The 18,483-nt window shown below is 51.1% G+C and carries 15 protein-coding genes and 1 tRNA gene; 10 read left to right on the top strand and 6 right to left on the bottom strand.

Features of this window, described 5'->3' with window-relative positions; genetic code table 11:
• Positions 1-296 precede the first annotated feature (296 nt).
• From I6G83_RS09455 to I6G83_RS09440, 4 genes are all read right to left on the bottom strand, one after another.
• Complete coding sequence (locus tag I6G83_RS09455) at positions 297-782, bottom strand: GNAT family N-acetyltransferase (RefSeq protein WP_054305240.1); 486 nt, start codon at positions 780-782, stop codon at positions 297-299.
• A 508-nt stretch (positions 783-1,290) separates the two neighbouring features.
• Positions 1,291-3,921, bottom strand: coding sequence for a DEAD/DEAH box helicase family protein (locus I6G83_RS09450; protein WP_054305241.1), 2,631 nt, complete (start codon positions 3,919-3,921; stop codon positions 1,291-1,293).
• Positions 3,922-3,925: 4 nt separating this feature from the next.
• Complete coding sequence (locus tag I6G83_RS09445; RefSeq protein WP_054305242.1) at positions 3,926-5,923, bottom strand: site-specific DNA-methyltransferase; 1,998 nt, start codon at positions 5,921-5,923, stop codon at positions 3,926-3,928.
• A 66-nt stretch (positions 5,924-5,989) separates the two neighbouring features.
• A complete protein-coding gene (locus I6G83_RS09440) occupies positions 5,990-6,631 on the bottom strand; it encodes a hypothetical protein (protein ID WP_072186076.1) in 642 nt (213 codons plus the stop codon).
• Positions 6,632-6,813: 182 nt separating this feature from the next.
• On the opposite strand from I6G83_RS09440, the gene I6G83_RS09435 reads away from it, so the two are divergent.
• Positions 6,814-7,877, top strand: a protein-coding gene (locus tag I6G83_RS09435; protein ID WP_232238952.1) for an IS3 family transposase whose coding sequence is annotated in 2 segments (ribosomal slippage) — positions 6,814-7,066 and positions 7,066-7,877 — 1,065 coding nt in all. Because the reading frame shifts where the segments join, the coding sequence is not laid out codon by codon here.
• A gap of 807 nt (positions 7,878-8,684) precedes the next feature.
• Here I6G83_RS09435 and I6G83_RS09430 read toward each other — a convergent pair.
• Positions 8,685-9,941, bottom strand: a complete 1,257-nt coding sequence (locus tag I6G83_RS09430; RefSeq protein WP_054305244.1) for a tyrosine-type recombinase/integrase — start codon at positions 9,939-9,941, stop codon at positions 8,685-8,687.
• A 202-nt stretch (positions 9,942-10,143) separates the two neighbouring features.
• Positions 10,144-10,228 (bottom strand) — tRNA-Leu (locus tag I6G83_RS09425).
• 399 nt (positions 10,229-10,627) lie between these two features.
• On the opposite strand from I6G83_RS09425, the gene I6G83_RS09420 reads away from it, so the two are divergent.
• From I6G83_RS09420 to I6G83_RS09380, 9 genes are all read left to right on the top strand, one after another.
• Complete coding sequence (locus I6G83_RS09420; protein ID WP_054305245.1) at positions 10,628-11,395, top strand: DeoR/GlpR family DNA-binding transcription regulator; 768 nt, start codon at positions 10,628-10,630, stop codon at positions 11,393-11,395.
• Between the two features lie 54 nt (positions 11,396-11,449).
• Positions 11,450-12,412 carry a D-erythronate dehydrogenase gene (gene denD / locus I6G83_RS09415; RefSeq protein ID WP_054305246.1) on the top strand — a complete coding sequence of 321 codons (963 nt, stop codon included), beginning with the start codon at positions 11,450-11,452 and terminating at the stop codon, positions 12,410-12,412.
• 2 nt (positions 12,413-12,414) lie between these two features.
• Positions 12,415-13,800 (top strand): GntP family permease, encoded by a 1,386-nt coding sequence (locus I6G83_RS09410; RefSeq protein WP_054305247.1) that lies wholly within the window; start codon positions 12,415-12,417, stop codon positions 13,798-13,800.
• Between the two features lie 286 nt (positions 13,801-14,086).
• The gene (locus tag I6G83_RS09405; RefSeq protein WP_054305248.1) at positions 14,087-14,890 is read left to right on the top strand and encodes a winged helix-turn-helix domain-containing protein; all 804 of its coding nucleotides are present in this window, start codon (positions 14,087-14,089) and stop codon (positions 14,888-14,890) included.
• A complete protein-coding gene (locus I6G83_RS09400; protein ID WP_054305249.1) occupies positions 14,887-15,405 on the top strand; it encodes a FidL-like protein in 519 nt (172 codons plus the stop codon). The genes I6G83_RS09405 and I6G83_RS09400 overlap by 4 nt, the downstream gene beginning before the upstream one ends.
• A gap of 513 nt (positions 15,406-15,918) precedes the next feature.
• Positions 15,919-16,197 carry a BMC domain-containing protein gene (locus tag I6G83_RS09395; RefSeq protein ID WP_015670698.1) on the top strand — a complete coding sequence of 93 codons (279 nt, stop codon included), beginning with the start codon at positions 15,919-15,921 and terminating at the stop codon, positions 16,195-16,197.
• A gap of 23 nt (positions 16,198-16,220) precedes the next feature.
• Positions 16,221-16,505, top strand: a complete 285-nt coding sequence (locus tag I6G83_RS09390) for a BMC domain-containing protein (RefSeq protein ID WP_054305250.1) — start codon at positions 16,221-16,223, stop codon at positions 16,503-16,505.
• Positions 16,506-16,518: 13 nt separating this feature from the next.
• Positions 16,519-16,797, top strand: coding sequence for a BMC domain-containing protein (locus tag I6G83_RS09385; protein ID WP_015670696.1), 279 nt, complete (start codon positions 16,519-16,521; stop codon positions 16,795-16,797).
• Between the two features lie 89 nt (positions 16,798-16,886).
• Positions 16,887-18,479 carry an acetaldehyde dehydrogenase (acetylating) gene (locus tag I6G83_RS09380; protein WP_054305251.1) on the top strand — a complete coding sequence of 531 codons (1,593 nt, stop codon included), beginning with the start codon at positions 16,887-16,889 and terminating at the stop codon, positions 18,477-18,479.
• Positions 18,480-18,483 lie beyond the last annotated feature (4 nt).

Genomic DNA, 18,483 nt, shown 5'->3' with positions numbered 1-18,483 from the left:
ATTAACAACTTATTTATATATACTCATGATTTTTTCTACACAAAATCAATGAAGTAATAAACCTGCTTTTTCTCCTCAAAGTCTGTAACGATAACACCTAAAGGTCTTAACTTAATCCCCTTCAATTAAAGTATGCTCTTTCAACAAAATCACCTTGTTTTATATTCAGTTACATTTAATGACACTTCAAACACTTATCCATAATAACATGTCAGAATCAAACCTCAAACTAATGAGATTTGATTCTGATTGCTACTCAATAAAATAAACTTATTTCAGGATTATGATTAATATCATCATTTGAATTTAAGATAAAGCCCTAAGTAATTCCCGTGTATTGTGCTCTTCCATGGTTTTCCATATAGCCTAAAACCATTTATTTCTAATATATGAACCATTCCTTTATTTTCAGTTATCTCAGTTGTTGCCATCAAATTTCCCTTTCCAAAATATTCTAGCAAAATCGCGACTACATTCCGAGCCATTCCTTTACCTTCAAATTTTGGAACGGTGTAGATATAACCCAGCTCCCAATCAAATTCTGGCTCAAGTGAAATTAAATCAGCTTTATGAGCCGAAAAATCCGATACGGTTTTACATTTAATTGCACCAGTCGCAGCAAGCTCTTCATTGTAGAAAGCAAAACATATCGCCATGCACCGATCTGCTTTTGTAGCCAGATCACCTTGAACCTTTCCTTGAGCTTTTAGCATTTCTGAAAAAGTATCTCTATGAGAGTTAGTGATTCTATCTTTTACAACAACCTGGTATACAACTTCCATTTAACGCCTCCTTTATCAGTATTTAAAAATATGTTTCGTTCGAGCGTACTCTGATACCTGAGCAATGATGATAATGGCACCCGCATCCCGCATCCCGCATCCCGCATCCCGCATTGAAAGATGCCTAATTTTGTTTATAAAAAGCAAATACACCTGCTATGTCGGCGACAACGCATGATGGACAAAGAAAAAAGGAGTAGGGATACGGCGAGTCAAGTTCAGTTAGAAAGATAGCTAATAATATTCAATGAACTAGGGTATTACGGATTAATTACAACAATCCAGTTATTTTTTCGCTCGGGGCATATCAGCAACCAGAATGGCCTGCCCCCGTTGATTAATACACCATAATGTTAGTAATGTCTTCATAAGCCACATGAGGACAACCGACATTACTTGCTGAAAGTTGTATCTAATCCTGGGGCAGGTCAGACGACCTCTATAGGGAATGGTATTTCAACAACTGTAAAAGCGGAGCACAGGGCTCCGCTTTTCTTAATTGCAGTGTTCAAAGCAGCAGTGATGAGATTTCCAGTGGCTCACCATCGTTAATTTTATCCTGCATATCGCTAACAAATGCCTCCATCTGACTGTTGGCAAAGAACTTAATCCCAACCAGCCTTACGTCCTCACTTTCATCAATCACAATGCGATCCCTGTCATTCAGGGTTTCCAGCATTTTTTCTTTCCATGCATCATCCAGCAATCTGTCATCACCCTTCGGCTCAAGGAAGACCTGCCAGTAAGCGTTATCCGCATGGCGCGTCAGTATCATAATGAAGTCCGGCATAAAGCCGCGCACGCCGCCAAACTCAGTGAGCTTAAAGCGCGTTGACTGTTCGTCGTTACGCAGTACATAAATATCGTCGTAACGGGCTCTGAGCTTCGGCATAAAAGCTTCCAGCATTTTCACCAGACGATGCTCAAGCTGATTCAGTATAGCGTTGTCATACACGTACCATTTTTTACCGATGGTCTGCGCGGCAGTGATTTTCTGGTTAATTATCACGGAAGGGTCAATGTGCAGGCTGTAGTCCTTGATAACGTCCTTCACCGGCAGGCTTATGAAGCGATATGTGCCTTTCACCTTCTGGTCATTACGCCGTACGTTCTCTGAGATACGCAGCAGGACGTTTTCCAGCAGATGCAGTTTTTCTTTTGCCGGTACGGTAGAGAAATCCAGCGGCTGCGGCACGGTGACAGTGATTCTCAGCTTGCCAAGATAAGCTTCACTGCCGATGAACTCACGAATACCGGTCAGCTTCGGGAAAAAGCGTTGCAGGTTATCCAGCTCGTAGAAGCGGATTCTCTGCATCGCTTTGCGGTAAAAACGCTCATCCAGCACCAGCGGTTCATGTTTCGTGACGTTGCCCGTTACCCCTGTCAGGTTGTCCAGTGACTCCTCACCGGCGGTCTGATACGATATTTCAAAACGCGTTTCCAGTGAGTACGTTTCCCAGCAGCGGTTGCTGCTCTCTATCTCTTCCACTTCGTTGAAGTACAGTTTACCCGTCTGATAGATGGCGGACTTTTTAAAGTCCTCTTTCAGCCTGGCGTGTTCGATTGTGCCGCCACCATCCTGATGCACGTCAATGTCCGCATGCTCAAGGGAAGCGTGCAGCGTTTTGATGTACGTCGGTTCATTGATGGTGTGATAGTGCAGTTGTTCCAGCACGCTTAAATCCTTCGCGCTGTTATCAAACCGGCGGGTGAAGCTCCGCTTGCCGTCATAACGGAACGGATAATAGCGTGCACCGCGCCCGATAAGCTGCGCCTCACTGTCCGTGCCGGTTTTGCTGCTGCTCGCCTGTTCGCTGATGCGGACAATATCGTAGAGGTTGAGTACATCCCAACCTTCATTGACCTTTGCCACAGCAAAGACGACTCTCACCGGATTATCGGCTTCCTCCAGCGTGTTCAGCAGAATGGGGTTTTCTTCCAGCAGATCTGACTTATTGACGTTCAGCAGATTGAAGTCGTTAAAATCCTCCTGAATCTGCCCGATAACTGTCACCAAATCGCTCTCAGCGTAACGCTGTATCACTTTATGCCAGATACTGGTGTTAGAACTGAGCTGTACTTTTTTGTTCGCCAGATGACGTCTGACGCTCTCAGGTGTCAGCTCGGCAATCAGGTGCGAAAATTCATCCTGCTTCGCCTTTGAGATGGCAATCTTGTTCGACTTGAACAGAATGACCGGCTTGAAGCCGGCGATACTGTTATCCGCCGCCGTCAGCTTGCGGTATTGGCTCAGCAGTACCGCATCAAGCATCTTGTCGCCGTCATTCTGATTGGCTTCCAACAGCATGACCTTCTTCGAGTAACCGTCTGACATGAACTGCTTCAGGTCATACTGATACACCACCTTGTCATGGTACTTCTGCCAAATTTCTTTTTTACCTAGGTCTATGGTGGCGGTGAACTCCAGCAGACGGTTGTCGGGGCGCTGCGCGAGCATATTTTCAATCGTGCGCTCCCAGGTCAGTTCCTCGTATTCCGTCGAGTTTTTTGCCTTGCCTTTCGCTTTGGTGCCGGCGTTGAAGTGATGCGCCTCGTCACCAAGCAGCACGATCGGGATTTCCTTCAAATCCTCGTAAGTGATGCTATTCTCACGATAGCTGTTCAGCTCATCGTGCATCTTATGGATGGTCGAGAGCTTGAGATAAATCGTGTTGCACTCCGGCACGGACGGAAACGTCTCCACCGACGCGATGGTGATTTTTTCCCCATCGATTTCCAGCTCCTGACTGAACAGGTACTTCGGCGACTGTGGGTTAAGCAGGTTCTCGCGGGTTTTCTGAATAATCGCGTCGGTATGAACGAAGAAGATGAAGTTCTGATATCCATACTCTTTAAACAAATAGAGTATCGTTCCCGCCATCACCATCGTTTTTCCAGCACCAGTTGCCATGTGAAACAGCAGGTGACGGTAATGCAGCAGTGCCTCTTCCCGCTTACGCTGCGTATAATGCAGGTAACGAAGTGCCCCGTGCTGATACGGACGCAGCTCGTCCTTCAGGTTCGCCTGAACGTAGCCCGGCGTCTGGTAGTTGTCATGGAACAGACCGGGTTCGTCAAATTGCTTCAGCTTGTTAAACAGTAGCTTCTCACTGCTGCCTGATTTCGGTTTCTTCGCCATGCCGTCACTCCATACCGTAGAAGCTGCGGGTGAAAGCTTTGTCGCTCTCTGAAATGTTCAGATCGCAGTCGTCCATCTCCGAGGCATTCACGTAGAGTTGATTTTTATCAAGTATTTCAATCAGAAGCTGCTTCTTCTCGTGCAGTTCCAACTCGCTGAATGCAACCTTTCGTGGAATGCCTTCCATTTCGTACTCAGCGGACAGCACGTTTTCAAGTGCCACCTGATAATTGAGGTGCGCCTCCGTTTTCATTACGGAAAACAGATTTTCGAGTTCCTCAGTAGACAGCGCTTTCTGGATTTCATGCACGAAGTACGCGTTCAGCTCCATCAGTTCAGCATAGACAAAGCTTCCCCCACCTTTCCAATTAACGTCTTTGGATATACCCCCCTGCTCACCTTCGATGACTTTTTGCAGGCGCGGCACGGTAATCTCATTGATGTAATCCATTTGCTCAATGCCAATATAGCGACGCCCCATTTTATGGGCTACTGCTGCAGTTGTTCCGCTCCCAAGGTGGAAGTCCAAAACCAAGTCACCTTCTTTTGTACATGAATCAATACACCGCTGAATCAGTTTCTCAGGCTTTTTCCCATTTTTAAAAATGGCATCACCTTCATTAGCTATTCCATTCCACGGGATATCAAGCCATAGATTAGTAAGTAGCATGGTGGGGGTCAGAGTTCCATTTAAATCCTTGACCTTATTAGAATAAAAATATATTTGCCTTCCATTAATAATATATATATTGTCGTTATCCCTTTCTACTTTATAGATTTTACCCGGATTATTTTTAGACTCATCCCTAATCTCTACGATTTTTTTGCCAGCCGCATTGCTTATTGCGGTTGCTTGATAAACAGCATCTGCGTTTTCAATCGCGAATTGAGCCATTCCTTCGTCAAAATCTAATCGACCATATTTTTCCTTTGCTTCTTTAACGCTATTAAAACCCTTACACTTAGCGAAATGTTCAGCTAAAGAACACGTCTCCCATTGACAATAGTCATCACTTATGTTTTTTATAAATTTCCCGTATGATGGGTCGTAAGAGCTTTTTACGAACTGAGGTGTGTAGGTGTATTTGCTCCTGTCCTTACAAAACATTAGAAGGTATTCTGTTTGAGAATATGGCGATGGATTTACTACTTTTAATCCTGAAGGATCAGAAGTCTTTACAACGATATTGTTTAGGAAGTTATCCCTACCAAAAATATCATCCATTAAAAATCTCAGGGAGGAGTGCTCCTTGTCGTCACATTGAACAAATATGATACCATCATCTCTTAATAATTCTTTTGCGATTGATAGCCTATTTTTCATAAACGTAAGCCATGTAGAACGATTAAACTTATCGTTGTACCTAAAACTATCGTTTCCAGTGTTATATGGTGGATCTATATAGATTAACTTAACTGAGTTAATAAATCTTTTCTTCAAGCAGTGTAGTGCTATTAAATTATTCCCTTTTAATAAAATATTATCATTCGAGATGAATGATAATAGCCTGTCAGAAACAGATTCTTTAGTATATCTTTTTATAGATGTAAAAACCTTTGGGGATAAAAGGTTATCTATTTCATCCTTTGCAATTATCTCATTGTAGTATAATTCACTTTTACCGTTTTCCTCTTTTGTCATCCCGCCTTCAAGAATGCAATCCTTAAAGGGGAAGTCAAGTACTACATCCGAGCTGTAATCAATGTATTTACCTTCACTTGTTAATCCGACTTTGTTCCGGTATTTAGTGAAGCTGTTAGCCCAGTATTCCTTGTATTTGAGCAGGCTACATAATTTGTCAAAGTCAAAGATAAAAATACCATCAACATCCGTACCATAAACAGAACGCACTTTTTCATTAGTGACCAATGCCTTGATTAGATCTGGCTGTTTTTTACTGATAGCTTCAATCACAATTGAGCGGTGTAATTCCTCTCCGTTCCAGAATTGCGAAAAACCTTTTAAAACCTTGTTCAATTCTTTTATTAATTCGGTTTGCATGCCATTACCTTATGAAAGATTAAAAAACAATTACCTTAATAACAAAATAAATTAAAATACTTTCTCTTATGCGAGATTAGTTTTATTTTTTAGATAATTATATAACACTTCACCATTTTTAACGCGTGACAGTGTTTGAGCGAAAGGTATATCATTTTCAAGTACTCGTTTTACATCTCTTGCAGATAAAGGCTTTTCCAGCAAAGAAAAATCAGATAACACCTGATATCGCATTGAGCTATGGTTAATTTTTTCTGGATTAGGCTCATCAATGTTCTGGCCACTACCAAAACCATATGCCACAATCCCTGACCCTGATTCGTATAAGAAAACAACATCCCCTTTTTTTATTCTATTGATTTTCCCTATATAATCATCTTCGAAAGTTGCAGCAATTCCTTGCTCCAGAATTATGTTATGGTCAACGGTGCTATTTGTTTTATTAGTATTTAAGAGGAAATAAGAAACCCCGCTATTTTCATCAGCAATATCTGTTAATTCATTCTCACTTTCCATTTTCATCTTCCGCCATTCGGGGATAGCATAGTCGGAGATCAACTGATAAATAACATCTTGTCTTGTACAGCCAACAACATCGGCAATTTCTTGGAGTACAGCATTTTCTTCATTAGTGACTCGAACACTTAAGGTCACAGTGTTTTTAATATCAGAATTAAATTTTTTATTAAGATTATTTAATAGGCTCATGATTAGGCTCTTGTGTTTGACATTAAGTTAGCATACATGAATCTTAATCCCTGTCAACATATGAATCAAAAAAAGAATCATCATGTGAATCAATTTCTGATTCTGCAAGTATCCCACTTAAGAGAACCATTCACTTTTAGAGATCTTCCGACATACTGACTATGTCCCCTGAGGAGCTCACCATGCGTAAAGCCCGATTCACCGAACACCAGATCATTGCCGTTCTGAAGTCCGTCGAAGCCGGACGTACCGTCAAGGATGTCTGCTGCGAAGCTGGTATCTCTGAGGCCTCGTATTACAACTGGAAAGCGAAGTTTGGCGGGATGGAAACCTCTGATATCAAAAAGATGAAAGAACTGAAGGATGAAAACCGGCGCCTCAAACAGATGTTTGCTGATCTCAGCCTTGAATGCCGGGTCCTGAAAGACGTTATCGAAAAAAAGCTTTAACACCAGCGATAAAGTGTGAGCTGGTCAGCTATCTGATCGCGCAGTTTGCCATGATCTTACTCCAGGCCTGCAGGACATTGTCGCTGAGCAGGACAGTATTTCGTTATCAGCCGGATACGCGACGTGATGAACCGATGATTATGGCGCTGACCGTGGCGGCTAAACGCTATCCGCGATACGGATTTAAAAAGCTTTTTCAGGTCCTTCGCAGGCAGAGCAATAGCTGGAATCATAAAAGAGTTCACCGTATTTACTGCCTGCTGAAACTGAATTTTCGCCGTAAGGGAAAACAGCGCCTGCCGGTACGTAATCCGGCTCCGCTGGCAACGCCGGAGGCGATGAACCAGAGCTGGTCCATCGATTTTATGCACGATGCGCTGGTCTGCGGCAGACACTTCCGGACCTTCAATGTAGTGGATGACTTTAACCGCGAGGCCCTCGCAATAGAAATCGATCTGAATATCCCGGCACAGCGGGTGGTCAGGGTGCTGAACAGGATCGTAGTAAACCAGGGTTATCCACTGAAACTGCAGATGGATAACGGGCCGGAACTGGTCTCGCTTACGCAGGTGCAGTGGGCTGAAGAGCATGGTGTGATACTAGAATTTATCAAACCCGGGAAACCAACGCAGAATACCTTTATTGAACGTTTTAACCGGACGTACCGGACAGAAATACTGGATTTTTATTTATTCAGAACGCTGAATGAAGCCCGGGAAATTACAGAGCGCTGGTTGGCTGAATATAACAGCGAACGGCCCCATGAATCCCTGAATAACCTGACACCGGAAGAGTAGCGACTGATGGCTGAAAAACCGGAACTCTCAAAAAGTGCGTGGAACTAAAACGGGTGCGCTTACAATTCGACAGCTATTTTAATTGAATCCCTCTTTAAATAGGAACAGGAGAAATGAAGCAAGCTATTTATTAAAAGAAAATTAATATATCAGATATAAGTTTTGATTGGCTTAAGGCGTTAAATGAATGGTTATTTAGCTAGCCTGACTCTAGAAGCACAAAAACGGATCTGGCGTACATTCCGGTACAGTTTAGCCTTGGCCCCCTTAGAGAGCTTTCCACCTAGACACATATCAACATTTGGACGATACAATTACCTTCTAGATGACATATCTTGTATGGTGCCGAAACTGTTCCGCAAGGTATGGTGGCTAGATCCACCACACCCTGTGGCCATCAACATAATTCAATTAATGCGATACATGCCTGGTACGGAGCCATGGTGTTATACTCTCAATTTGATGTGATACCTCATCAAGCATAAAACACCATTTCTGTTGCTTTATTCAACATTTGAAATTCACGGCAAAAAAAAGCTAAGCTATCAACGCCTATTTCCTTACTGGCGTTGATAGCTTTTATTACCAATTACTAACTTACGAGTGGCGTTGGCATGCCCCACTCGTTTAAAAAACAATCAACATGCTACCTCATTAACCCCTGCCTGCTATCAAGATCATAGGCATGGTTATAGGTGCTAAGGATGCTGTTCTTGCTCACATGCGTCAACTGGAGATCAATCTAGGTAATCTTAAAGTCTTTCTCATACAGGGTAGTACTCAACGTAGGATATAAATCGTGGCTGCTCATCGCCCAAGCCTAGCAAAATCAAACGGACTCACAGCCTTATCCCTGTTCGCATCCAGATAATCCGCCCACCACTGCAGCATCAACCTCCTCTCCCCCAGATGCTCCGCCTTATGAATATAAGCCGCCCGCACAGAGCTACGCTCCTGATGGCTCATCTGCCTTTCTACCGCATCCCTCGACCACAATCCCGACTCAATCAACGAACTACACACCATTGTCCTAAAACCATGGCCACACACTTCCGTTTTCGTGTCATAACCCATCACTCGCAGAGCTTTATTCACCGTATTCTCACTCATGGGTTTACGAGGATCGTGATCGCCAACGAAGATCAGCTCTCGGTTTCCATTCATGCCTTTGATCTTTTCCAAAATAGCTAAGGCCTGACGCGACAAGGGAACAAGATGTGGCGTCCGCATCTTTGAACCACGCTGAGAATGTTTAACACCTTCCAGCGGTTCACGCTCTCCCGGAATCGTCCACATGGCCGTTTCAAAATCCACTTCTGACCAGCGGGCAAAGCGCAGCTCGCTTGAGCGGATAAAGACTAACAAGGTAAGTTCGACAGCAAGTCGGGTTAATGGTCTTCCGGAATAGTGATCAATGCGATGAAGTAATTCAGGAATACGATTAAGCTCCAAAGCCGCACGATGCTGTCTTTTCGCCGTAGCAACCGCACCGGCAATCTCTTGCGCAGGATTGTAGTCGATTAAACCACTCTGAACGGCAAAGCGCATAATCGCGGTAGTACTCTGCTGTAAACGGGCGGCAACTTCGAGCCGCCCGGATGACTCGACGGCTTTGATGGGGACAAGCAGATCCCGTGTCTTCAATTCAGCAATGTTCCGCTTACCGATGGCTGAAAAGAGATTATCTTCCAGGCTTTTCAATACACGAGCACTGTGCGACTCAGACCACTTTTGATTGCTGGCGTGCCAGTCTCTGGCTACCACTTCAAACGTTATCGCCTCTTGCTCCAGCTCTACCTTAACGGCTTTCTTGTTCTCACTGGGATCGACGCCATTAGCTAACAGCTTACGGGCCTCATCCCGACGAGCCCTGGCATCCACCAGCGAGACTTCGGGGTATTTTCCCAGTGCCAGCATCTTCTCTTTACCGCAAAAGCGATAACGCAGCCGCCAGTATTTGGAGCCATTAGGGTGAACCAGCAACACCATGCCTTCACCGCCAGTAAGCTTATAGGCTTTTGCTTCCGGCTTAGCCGAACGAACCTTCACATAACTCAGAGCCATGATGAGTATCCTTCAAGGGTTCTGTGTGGGTACAAACATTATCGAACCGGGAAATACCCGCAGTTATACCCACATCAGTAAGTTGATGTAGATTGAATCAGGTTAGGTTGAGTGAAAAAGCGAGGAAACCTTGCGGATACTGGATTTCAGGCACAAAAAAACCACCTCTCGGTGGCTTCTTGTTGCACTGCTACTTGCTAGATGGTGCCGAAGGCCGGACTCGAACCGGCACGTATCTCTACGGTTGATTTTGAATCAACTGCGTCTACCGATTTCGCCACTTCGGCACTGAAGTAGAATGCGGAAAACGGGTGCATTATACCTGCCAGCTACTAGGGCGCAACAGTTATCGCCGATTCAACGCGTTAAGTGCCGAAAAAATCAGCGTAGCCCGGCGGCGCGCCGATCGCGCCCTTCTCTACCACTTATCCACCCTCCCCGCCGCTGACAAAAGATGTTAGCCGTCACATTATTTATCACAGCGTTTTGTGCACGTCTTTTTATCAGCAATATTTAATTAAACCACCTATTTTCAACAAATTAACCACCAAGCAGCCATCCATCCCCTGCGCGTTATTTGTGACAAATATCGCTTACTTGTTAAACCAGATCGTCAACTATCTTCGCTGATAACAAAAAATAACAGCCGCGCGTTCTGCAGGCGTCAGCGGCCAACAGGAGAGAGCATGATCCCATCCGAACGCCGCGATTTTATCTATCGCTACGTGCATGAATATCAGCTGGTGCCCATCGCCGCGCTGACAGAGCTGATGAGCGTGTCCCATATGACGGTGCGGCGCGATATCCGCGTGCTGGAGGAAGAGGGCAAGGTGGTCAGCGTCAGCGGCGGCGTGCGCCTGAGCGACGCGCTGCGGCAGGAGCTGGCCTACAACGAAAAAATGCAGCTGCACCACCGCCATAAGCGCGCCATCGGCAAATACGCCGCCAGCCTGGTGGAGGATGGCCAGGTGGTCTACCTGGACGCCGGCACCACCACCTTTGAAATCGCCCGCAACCTGGCGGAGCGCTTCAACCTGACGGTGGTCACCAACGACTTCTCCATTATCCAGCACCTGATGAACCGCCCGCAGCTCAGCCTGTTTCACACCGGCGGGCAGGTGGACCAGCGCAACTACTCCTGCGTCGGCAACAGCGCCGCCATGCTGCTGCGCACGCTGAATATCGACGTGGCGTTTATCAGCACCAGCTCCTGGGATCTGGAGCACGGGCTGTCGACGCCGCATGAAGAAAAAGTGCTGGTGAAACAGGCGCTGCTGGAGGTGGCGCGCCGGCGGGTGCTGGTCTCCGACAGCAGCAAGTTCGGCAAGTACGGCATGTTCCGCGTCTGCCCGCTGGAGGCGCTGGACGACATCCTGTGCGACGCCGCGCTGGCGGCGGAAACCCAGCAGCAACTTAACGATCGCGGGCTGCGACTGCACTGCGTCAGCCTCTGACGCGCCACACAAGACACAACAACCATAACAACACTAGGGAACAGGAGTATCACCATGAACATTATTATTACCGGCGCCGCCGGCTTCCTCGGCCAGCGTCTGGCCGCCGCGCTGCTGCAAAACAACGTCCTGCCGTTCGAACGGCTGATCCTGGCGGACATAAACACCCCGCACCCGCCGGTGGAGGATGCGCGCGTACGCTGCGTGGCGCTCGATCTCAGCCAGCCGCAGGCGGCGGAATCGCTGATCGACGCCGACTGCGGCGTGCTGTTCCATCTGGCCGCCATCGTCAGCAGCCACGCCGAAAGCGACTTTGACCTCGGCATGCAGGTCAACTTCGACGCCACACGCCAGCTGCTGGAGGTCGCACGCCGCAAAGCGCCGGCGATGAAGTTTATCTTCACCAGCTCGCTGGCGGTGTTCGGCGGCGAGCTGCCGGCGCTGATCGACGACGGCTGCGCGGTAACGCCGCAGTCCTCCTACGGCACGCAAAAGGCGATGTGCGAACTGCTGATCAACGACTACGCGCGCAAAGGCTTTGTCGACGGCCGCGTGCTGCGCCTGCCGACCATCAGCGTGCGGCCGGGCAAGCCGAATAAGGCGGCCTCGTCGTTCGCCAGCGGCATTATCCGCGAACCGCTGCACGGCGAAGCGGCGGTGTGCCCGGTATCGCCGGAGCTGACGCTGTGGCTCTCCAGCCCCGGCCGCGTGGTGCAGAACTTTATCCACGCCGCCACCCTGCCCGCCAGCGCCTTCGGCGTATCGCGCACCGTCAACCTGCCCGGCATCAGCGTCAGCGTGCGCCAGATGCTGGCGGCGCTGCGTGAGGTCGCCGGCGAACAGGTCAGCAATCTGGTGCGCTTTGAGCCGGACGAGGCGATCAACCGCATCGTCGCCAGCTGGCCGGGCAACTTCGACGTGCGACGCGCGCTGGCGATGGGCTTTGGCGCCGATGAAGATTTTCAGCAGGCGATCCGCGCTTTCCTGCGCGATGAGCAGGCGCAGAGCGAGGGCTGAGCATGGAATTATATATTCCGATTATCGGCCTGGCGGTGGCGGTGTTCGTGCTGGTATTTCTGGTGCTGCGCACCCGGGTGCACGCGCTGATCGCCATGCTGATCGCCGCCTCCATCGCCGGCATCTCCGGCGGGCTCAGCGCGGTGCAGACGGTGGATACCATCACCAAGGGCTTCGGCTCCACCCTCGGCAGCATCGGCATTGTGATCGGGCTGGGGGTGATGATGGGCCGGGTGCTGGAAGTCTCCGGCGCGGCGGAACAGATCGCCTACAGCTTTATCAAATGGCTGGGCAAAAAGCGCGAAGAGTGGGCGCTGGCGATCACCGGCTATATCGTCAGCATTCCTATCTTTGTTGATTCGGCGTTCGTTATCCTCTATCCGCTGGTGAAGGCGCTGGCCAAAAAGGGCCAGCGTAACTTGCTGACGCTGGGCGTCGCGCTGGCCGGCGGGCTGATCATCACCCACCACGCGGTGCCGCCGACGCCGGGGCCGCTAGGGGTGGCGGGCATCTTCGGCGTCGATATCGGCGCGATGATGCTGGCCGGGCTGACGCTGGCAGTGCCCTGCGTGGTCGGCATCGTGCTCTATGCCCGCTGGCTGGGCAAGAAGTACCCGGATTTTCAGCCGGCGATGGAGGACGAAGCGCCGCAGGATCTGCGCGCCGCCCACGATAACTACCTGGCGGAAAAAGGCGCCAAGGCGCTGCCGGGGCTGACACTTTCGCTGCTGCCGATCGTCACGCCGATCGCGCTGATCTTTATCAACGCAGTCAACGGCATGCTGGCGAAGCTCGACGGCTTCAGCGGGCTGACGGACAGCCTGTGGGGGCAGACCTTCGCCTTCCTCGGTTCGCCGGTGATTGCGCTGGCGATCAGCGTCCTGCTGGCGGTCAGCACCCTGATGCCGAAGGTCGATAAACAGCAAACGCTGGAGCGGCTGGAGGAAGGGCTGCAGTCGGCAGGGATCATCCTGCTGGTGACCGGCGCCGGCGGCGCGCTGGGCGCGGTGCTGCGTGAAAGCGGCACCGGCAACCTGCTGGCGCAGCACGTCGCCAGCCTGCCGCTGTCGCCGGTGCTGATCCCGTTCTTTATCGCCACGCTGGTGCGGCTGATTCAGGGATCCGGCACCGTGGCGATGATCACCGCCGCGTCCATCTCCGCCCCTATCGTCAGCCAGCTGCCGGGCATCAACATGCTGGCGGCGGCGCAGGCGGCGACCATGGGCGCGCTGTTCTTCAGCTACTTTAACGACAGCATGTTCTGGGTGGTGAACCGCATGATGGGCATCAAGGACGTGAAGCAGCAGATTATGGTGTGGTCGGTGCCCACCACCATCGCCTGGGCGATCAGTCTGGTAGGGGTCGTACTGCTCGACTGGCTGCTGTAACGCCCCGGGGCGGGCATTACGCCTCTGCCCGCCCCGGCTTTAGGAAAAATCTTTACTATCAGTTTGTTATACCGAAAATGTGAACCAGCAGGCATAATCGCAGCTTGTCACGCCCCCGCTGGGAAGGGGCTTGACCTCGATCAAGTCCCCCCCGCCGACCACTGGCTATATTCGCAGCATCATAGTTAACAAACCGATAAATCGCCCATGCCGCGCTGGGCACCATGGCCGATAATGCCGGCTGCAGCGGGTCGATGGCGAGCTATCAACACCCAGGGGGGCGATAATGAAGTACAGAATCAATGCCTTTCTTGATTATGATGCCACCGAAGGTTCACTGCGGCTGAACGACGACGGCAAGTCCGATACCCAGCTCACCATCACCGCCAACGCCCTGCTGTACTTTATTATTCAGCATCCCGGCATTATCAGCCGCGACGACGTCATGAAGCGCGTCTGGGACGATAACGGCCTGGTCTCTTCCAACAGCAACCTCAACCAGTACCTGAGCATGCTGCGTAAGGCGTTCCGCCGCTACGGCATCGACAACGTGATCGTCACCGTGTCGCGCGGCCGGCTGGAGCTGAACCCCGAACTGCAGATAGAGCTGATTGACGACACGCCGCTGCACCCCGCCGTGCTGGCGGCAGAGCCAGCGCCGCCGCCCGCAGAGCCGCTAAGCGCGCCGCCAACGCCGCCCGCAGTCTCCGGCGACCATGACCACTACTGGGGCTACAGCGGCGCGGCGCTGGTGCTGCTGGCCCTGGCGCTGTTCTGCTGGTCATGGGCCAACGGCCGCAGCCTGACGCCGCTGCGCTTCTCACAGGTGGCGCAGGAGCCGTTCGAGGTGTTCTCCACCGATGCCATGCTGGATCCGCGCATGCGCGAAAATTACCGGAAAAATTTTATCGCGGTGAAGGAGAAAAAAGGCATCAGGCAGCATAACGGCGAGCAGTTCCTGTTCTTTTACGGTGATAAGCTGCAGTCCAACGGATTAGGCCGCACTTTTCTCGCACACTGCGTCAAGCATCAGGATAATTCGTTCAGCTACTGCGATAACTATTTTTATTACTCATGGAATGCAGTATGAAAAAATTAGTCTGGGGAAAATGTTTTTTCTTCGGCTCTGTGCTATTGCTGCTGCTGGCAATATTTGTCGCCGCCCGGCACGAAGCCATCTGGCGTAACGATCTGTTAAACTGCTCCACCAAAGCAATAATGCATTTTGAAGATACCGAGACCGAATCCGTCAACGTTAATATCCATTTCAGCTTTAACGCCGACAATAAAGGTTCGATCGTAGTAGAAGGTTATTCCAACTCCGCCGCCGGCTGGCTCTATTTACAGCGCTACGTGCAGTTTGATTACACCAGCAAACGCATCTCGCCCGGCACCCGCTATTATCGCATCAGCCGTTGGGAGGCCAGCAAGTCCTCCATCGACCAGTCGCCGGACGTGATTTTCGACTACTTTATGCGGGAAATGTCAGACAGCCACGACGGTCTGCAGCTGGCGGTGGAGCAAATCAACCCGCGTACCGTCCTGCTCAGTTCGATCAACTCGCCGCTGTATATCTGCACGCTGAAGCCCGGCGCGGCCCGCTGATCCTCTCCTCTTTCTCCCTTTAACAGCGCGGTGCTTACCAGGCTGGCACCGCCGTTTTGCGCTTGTACCGCGGCCGCTCCCCCTTGTGCCCCCTCTTGCTCCGCCACGTCCTCCCCGTTACCAACGCCCGCCGCCTCACCCCGGGCCGGCGCTGCCGCCGGGCAAAAACTTGCGCTGGGCCACACTCTTCGCCCCCATCCTGCTACCGAGAAAATCCCTTTGATAACAACTTTATTAACAAGCTGACAGCGGCGAAAGATGAAACGCCGCCGCCGCGTTTTCTCACCAGTAAGCACAGCTATTACCCGCGTCAAAATCAGCATTAACAAATAAATTAACGGCCTTATAAGCGTGAAAATCAGAACTTAAAACTAAATACAAGCGACATATTGAATTTATATTTTGCACTGTCACTTAAGGGGTATAGTGCCTGTGACTGGCCGTACAGGGGCTGCTGGCCCGCGGCGCAGTCGGGTGATGACCCCATCAACTGACTTTGTGGAGGAAACAATCATGGGTGATGCATTAGGTCTGATCGAAACCAAAGGCCTGGTGGCCTGTGTGGAAGCAGCGGACGCCATGTGTAAGGCAGCCAACGTGGAATTGATTGGTTATGAGAACGTCGGTTCCGGCCTGGTAACCGCCATGGTGAAAGGCGACGTCGGCGCGGTGAAGGCGGCGGTCGACTCCGGGGTGGAATCGGCGCAGCGCGTCGGTGAAGTGGTGACTTCGCTGGTGATTGCCCGTCCGCACAACGACATCAACAAAATCGTCATTAAGCACAAAGCATAACGACCTGAATCGGGAGAACGATCATGGGTGACGCATTAGGATTGATTGAAACCAAAGGGCTGGTGGCCTGCGTAGAAGCCGCCGACGCCATGTGTAAAGCGGCCAACGTCGAGCTGATCGGCTATGAGAACGTCGGTTCCGGCCTGGTGACCGCCATGGTGAAAGGCGATGTCGGCGCGGTGAAAGCGGCGGTTGATTCCGGCGTGGAATCGGCGCAGCGCGTGGGTGAAGTGGTGACCTCGCTGGTTATCGCCCGTCCGCACAACGACATTCAGAAAATCGTCGCACAGTACAAAGTCGCCGAATAACCAGGAGCCGTAGATGAAAGACGCACTCGGATTGATCGAGACCAAAGGGCTGGTGCCGGCAATTGAAGCCGCCGATGCCATGTGCAAGGCCGCCAATATCGCGCTGATCGGCTATGAGAACGTTGGTTCCGGCCTGGTGACCGTGATGGTAAGAGGCGACGTCGGCGCGGTGAACGCCGCGGTGGAATCGGGCATTGAGGCCGCCGGGCGTATCGGCTGCGTGGTCTCTTCGCGGGTGATTGCCCGTCCGCATAACGATATTGAAAAAATCGCCGCCAAACATAAAACCTGAAAATAACCGGGAACGCATTAAAACAAGATAGACATTATTACCCTACCGCCGAGAGTACCTATTAATTTCCTATTCAGGGGAATAGACTAATGACGACATTAGATCCGGATTTACAATCTATTCAGCAGGCGAGAAATTTAATTCATCACGCCAAGCAGGCGCAGAAAATATTTGCCGCCTACTCGCAGGAAAAGATCGACGAAATTGTTAAGCAGATTGCGCAATATGCCGCGCAGCATGCGGAAGAGTTGGCCAAACTGGCGCATGAAGAAACCGGCTTCGGTAATTGGCAGGATAAAGTATTAAAAAATATCTTCGCCTCCGAGAGAGTTTATTCGCATATTAAAGCGATCAAAACCGTCGGTATTCTGCACGACGATCAGGAAAGCAAGGTGATGGACGTCGGCGTACCGCTGGGCGTTATCACGGCGCTGGTGCCCTCCACCAACCCGACCTCCACCATTTTCTACAAAACGCTGATTGCCCTGAAGGCCGGCAACGCGATTATCTTCTCTCCGCACCCGAACGCCCGCCAGTGCAGCCAGCGGGCGATTGAAATCGTCAAGCAGGCCGCCCTGCAGGCCGGCGCACCGGCCGGCATCGTCGACGGGCTGACCCAGCTGACGCTGGACGCCACCAAAACCCTGATGCACAGCAAAGACGTGGCGCTGATCCTGGCGACCGGCGGCGAAGGCATGGTGCGCGCCGCCTACAGTTCCGGCACGCCGACCATCAGCGGCGGCCCGGGCAACGGCCCGGCGTTTATCGAACGCAGCGCCGATATCAAGCAGGCGGTCTGCGACATCATTACCAGTAAAACCTTCGATAACGGCGTGATCTGCGCCTCTGAGCAGTCGATCATCGTAGAAAAATGCATCTATCAGGACGTGCACCGCGAGCTGCTGGCGCAGGGCGCCTACTTCCTGAATGACGACGAGGCCCGCCGCCTGGCCAATATCCTGCTGCGGCCGAACGGCATGATCAACCCGGAAATCGTCGGCAAAACCGCGATCTACCTCAGCGAGCGCGCCGGCTTCAACGTGCCGCCGGACACCCGGGTGCTGGTCGCCCTGCAGGACAGCGTATCGCGCAGCAACCCGTACGCCCGCGAAAAACTCTGCCCGGTGCTGGGGCTGTATATCGAAGAGGACTGGATGCGCGCCTGCGACCGCGTGGTTGAGCTGCTTACCAACGAAGGTCTGGGGCATACGCTGGTGATCCACACGCAGAACCAGCAGGTGATCCGCGAGTTTGCGCTGCAAAAACCGGTGCACCGCATCCTGATCAATACCCCTGCCGCGCTGGGCGGCATCGGCGCCACCACCAACCTGATACCAGCGCTGACCCTCGGCTGCGGCGCCGTCGGCGGCGGCTCCACCTCTGACAACGTCGGGCCGCTGAACCTGATCAACATCCGCAAGGTCGGCTACGGCGTGCGCAGCATCGAAGAACTGCGTCATCCCTCACGGCCAAGCCGCGGCCAGGATCACAGCACCAGCATTTTTGCCGACTCGCGCTTCCAGCAGGGATCGCAGGCCGCCGCACCACAGCCGCCGAGCGCCCGGGCCGATGACCGTTTCGGCGCCGTGAGCCCGGCAGCGGCGTCGCAGGCGGCCAACGACATCAACGAAGAGAACGTCGAGCACATTATCAAAGCGGTGCTTGGCCGTATGTCCCGGTAACACA

It is taken from the genome of Serratia rubidaea (assembly GCF_016026735.1).
In the GTDB taxonomy this organism is placed as follows: Bacteria; Pseudomonadota; Gammaproteobacteria; order Enterobacterales; family Enterobacteriaceae; genus Serratia_B; species Serratia_B rubidaea.
This window is presented reverse-complemented; position numbering and strand designations above follow the sequence as displayed.

What these genes read in the sequence shown, in the direction of transcription:
- I6G83_RS09455 (WP_054305240.1), bottom strand. Translation starts at nt 782, where the DNA reads ATGGAAGTTGTATACCAGGTTGTTGTAAAAGATAGAATCACTAACTCT.
- I6G83_RS09450 (WP_054305241.1), bottom strand. Translation starts at nt 3,921, where the DNA reads ATGGCGAAGAAACCGAAATCAGGCAGCAGTGAGAAGCTACTGTTTAAC.
- I6G83_RS09445 (WP_054305242.1), bottom strand. Translation starts at nt 5,923, where the DNA reads ATGCAAACCGAATTAATAAAAGAATTGAACAAGGTTTTAAAAGGTTTT.
- I6G83_RS09440 (WP_072186076.1), bottom strand. Translation starts at nt 6,631, where the DNA reads ATGAGCCTATTAAATAATCTTAATAAAAAATTTAATTCTGATATTAAA.
- I6G83_RS09430 (WP_054305244.1), bottom strand. Translation starts at nt 9,941, where the DNA reads ATGGCTCTGAGTTATGTGAAGGTTCGTTCGGCTAAGCCGGAAGCAAAA.
- I6G83_RS09420 (WP_054305245.1), top strand. Translation starts at nt 10,628, where the DNA reads ATGATCCCATCCGAACGCCGCGATTTTATCTATCGCTACGTGCATGAA.
- denD (WP_054305246.1), top strand. Translation starts at nt 11,450, where the DNA reads ATGAACATTATTATTACCGGCGCCGCCGGCTTCCTCGGCCAGCGTCTG.
- I6G83_RS09410 (WP_054305247.1), top strand. Translation starts at nt 12,415, where the DNA reads ATGGAATTATATATTCCGATTATCGGCCTGGCGGTGGCGGTGTTCGTG.
- I6G83_RS09405 (WP_054305248.1), top strand. Translation starts at nt 14,087, where the DNA reads ATGAAGTACAGAATCAATGCCTTTCTTGATTATGATGCCACCGAAGGT.
- I6G83_RS09400 (WP_054305249.1), top strand. Translation starts at nt 14,887, where the DNA reads ATGAAAAAATTAGTCTGGGGAAAATGTTTTTTCTTCGGCTCTGTGCTA.
- I6G83_RS09395 (WP_015670698.1), top strand. Translation starts at nt 15,919, where the DNA reads ATGGGTGATGCATTAGGTCTGATCGAAACCAAAGGCCTGGTGGCCTGT.
- I6G83_RS09390 (WP_054305250.1), top strand. Translation starts at nt 16,221, where the DNA reads ATGGGTGACGCATTAGGATTGATTGAAACCAAAGGGCTGGTGGCCTGC.
- I6G83_RS09385 (WP_015670696.1), top strand. Translation starts at nt 16,519, where the DNA reads ATGAAAGACGCACTCGGATTGATCGAGACCAAAGGGCTGGTGCCGGCA.
- I6G83_RS09380 (WP_054305251.1), top strand. Translation starts at nt 16,887, where the DNA reads ATGACGACATTAGATCCGGATTTACAATCTATTCAGCAGGCGAGAAAT.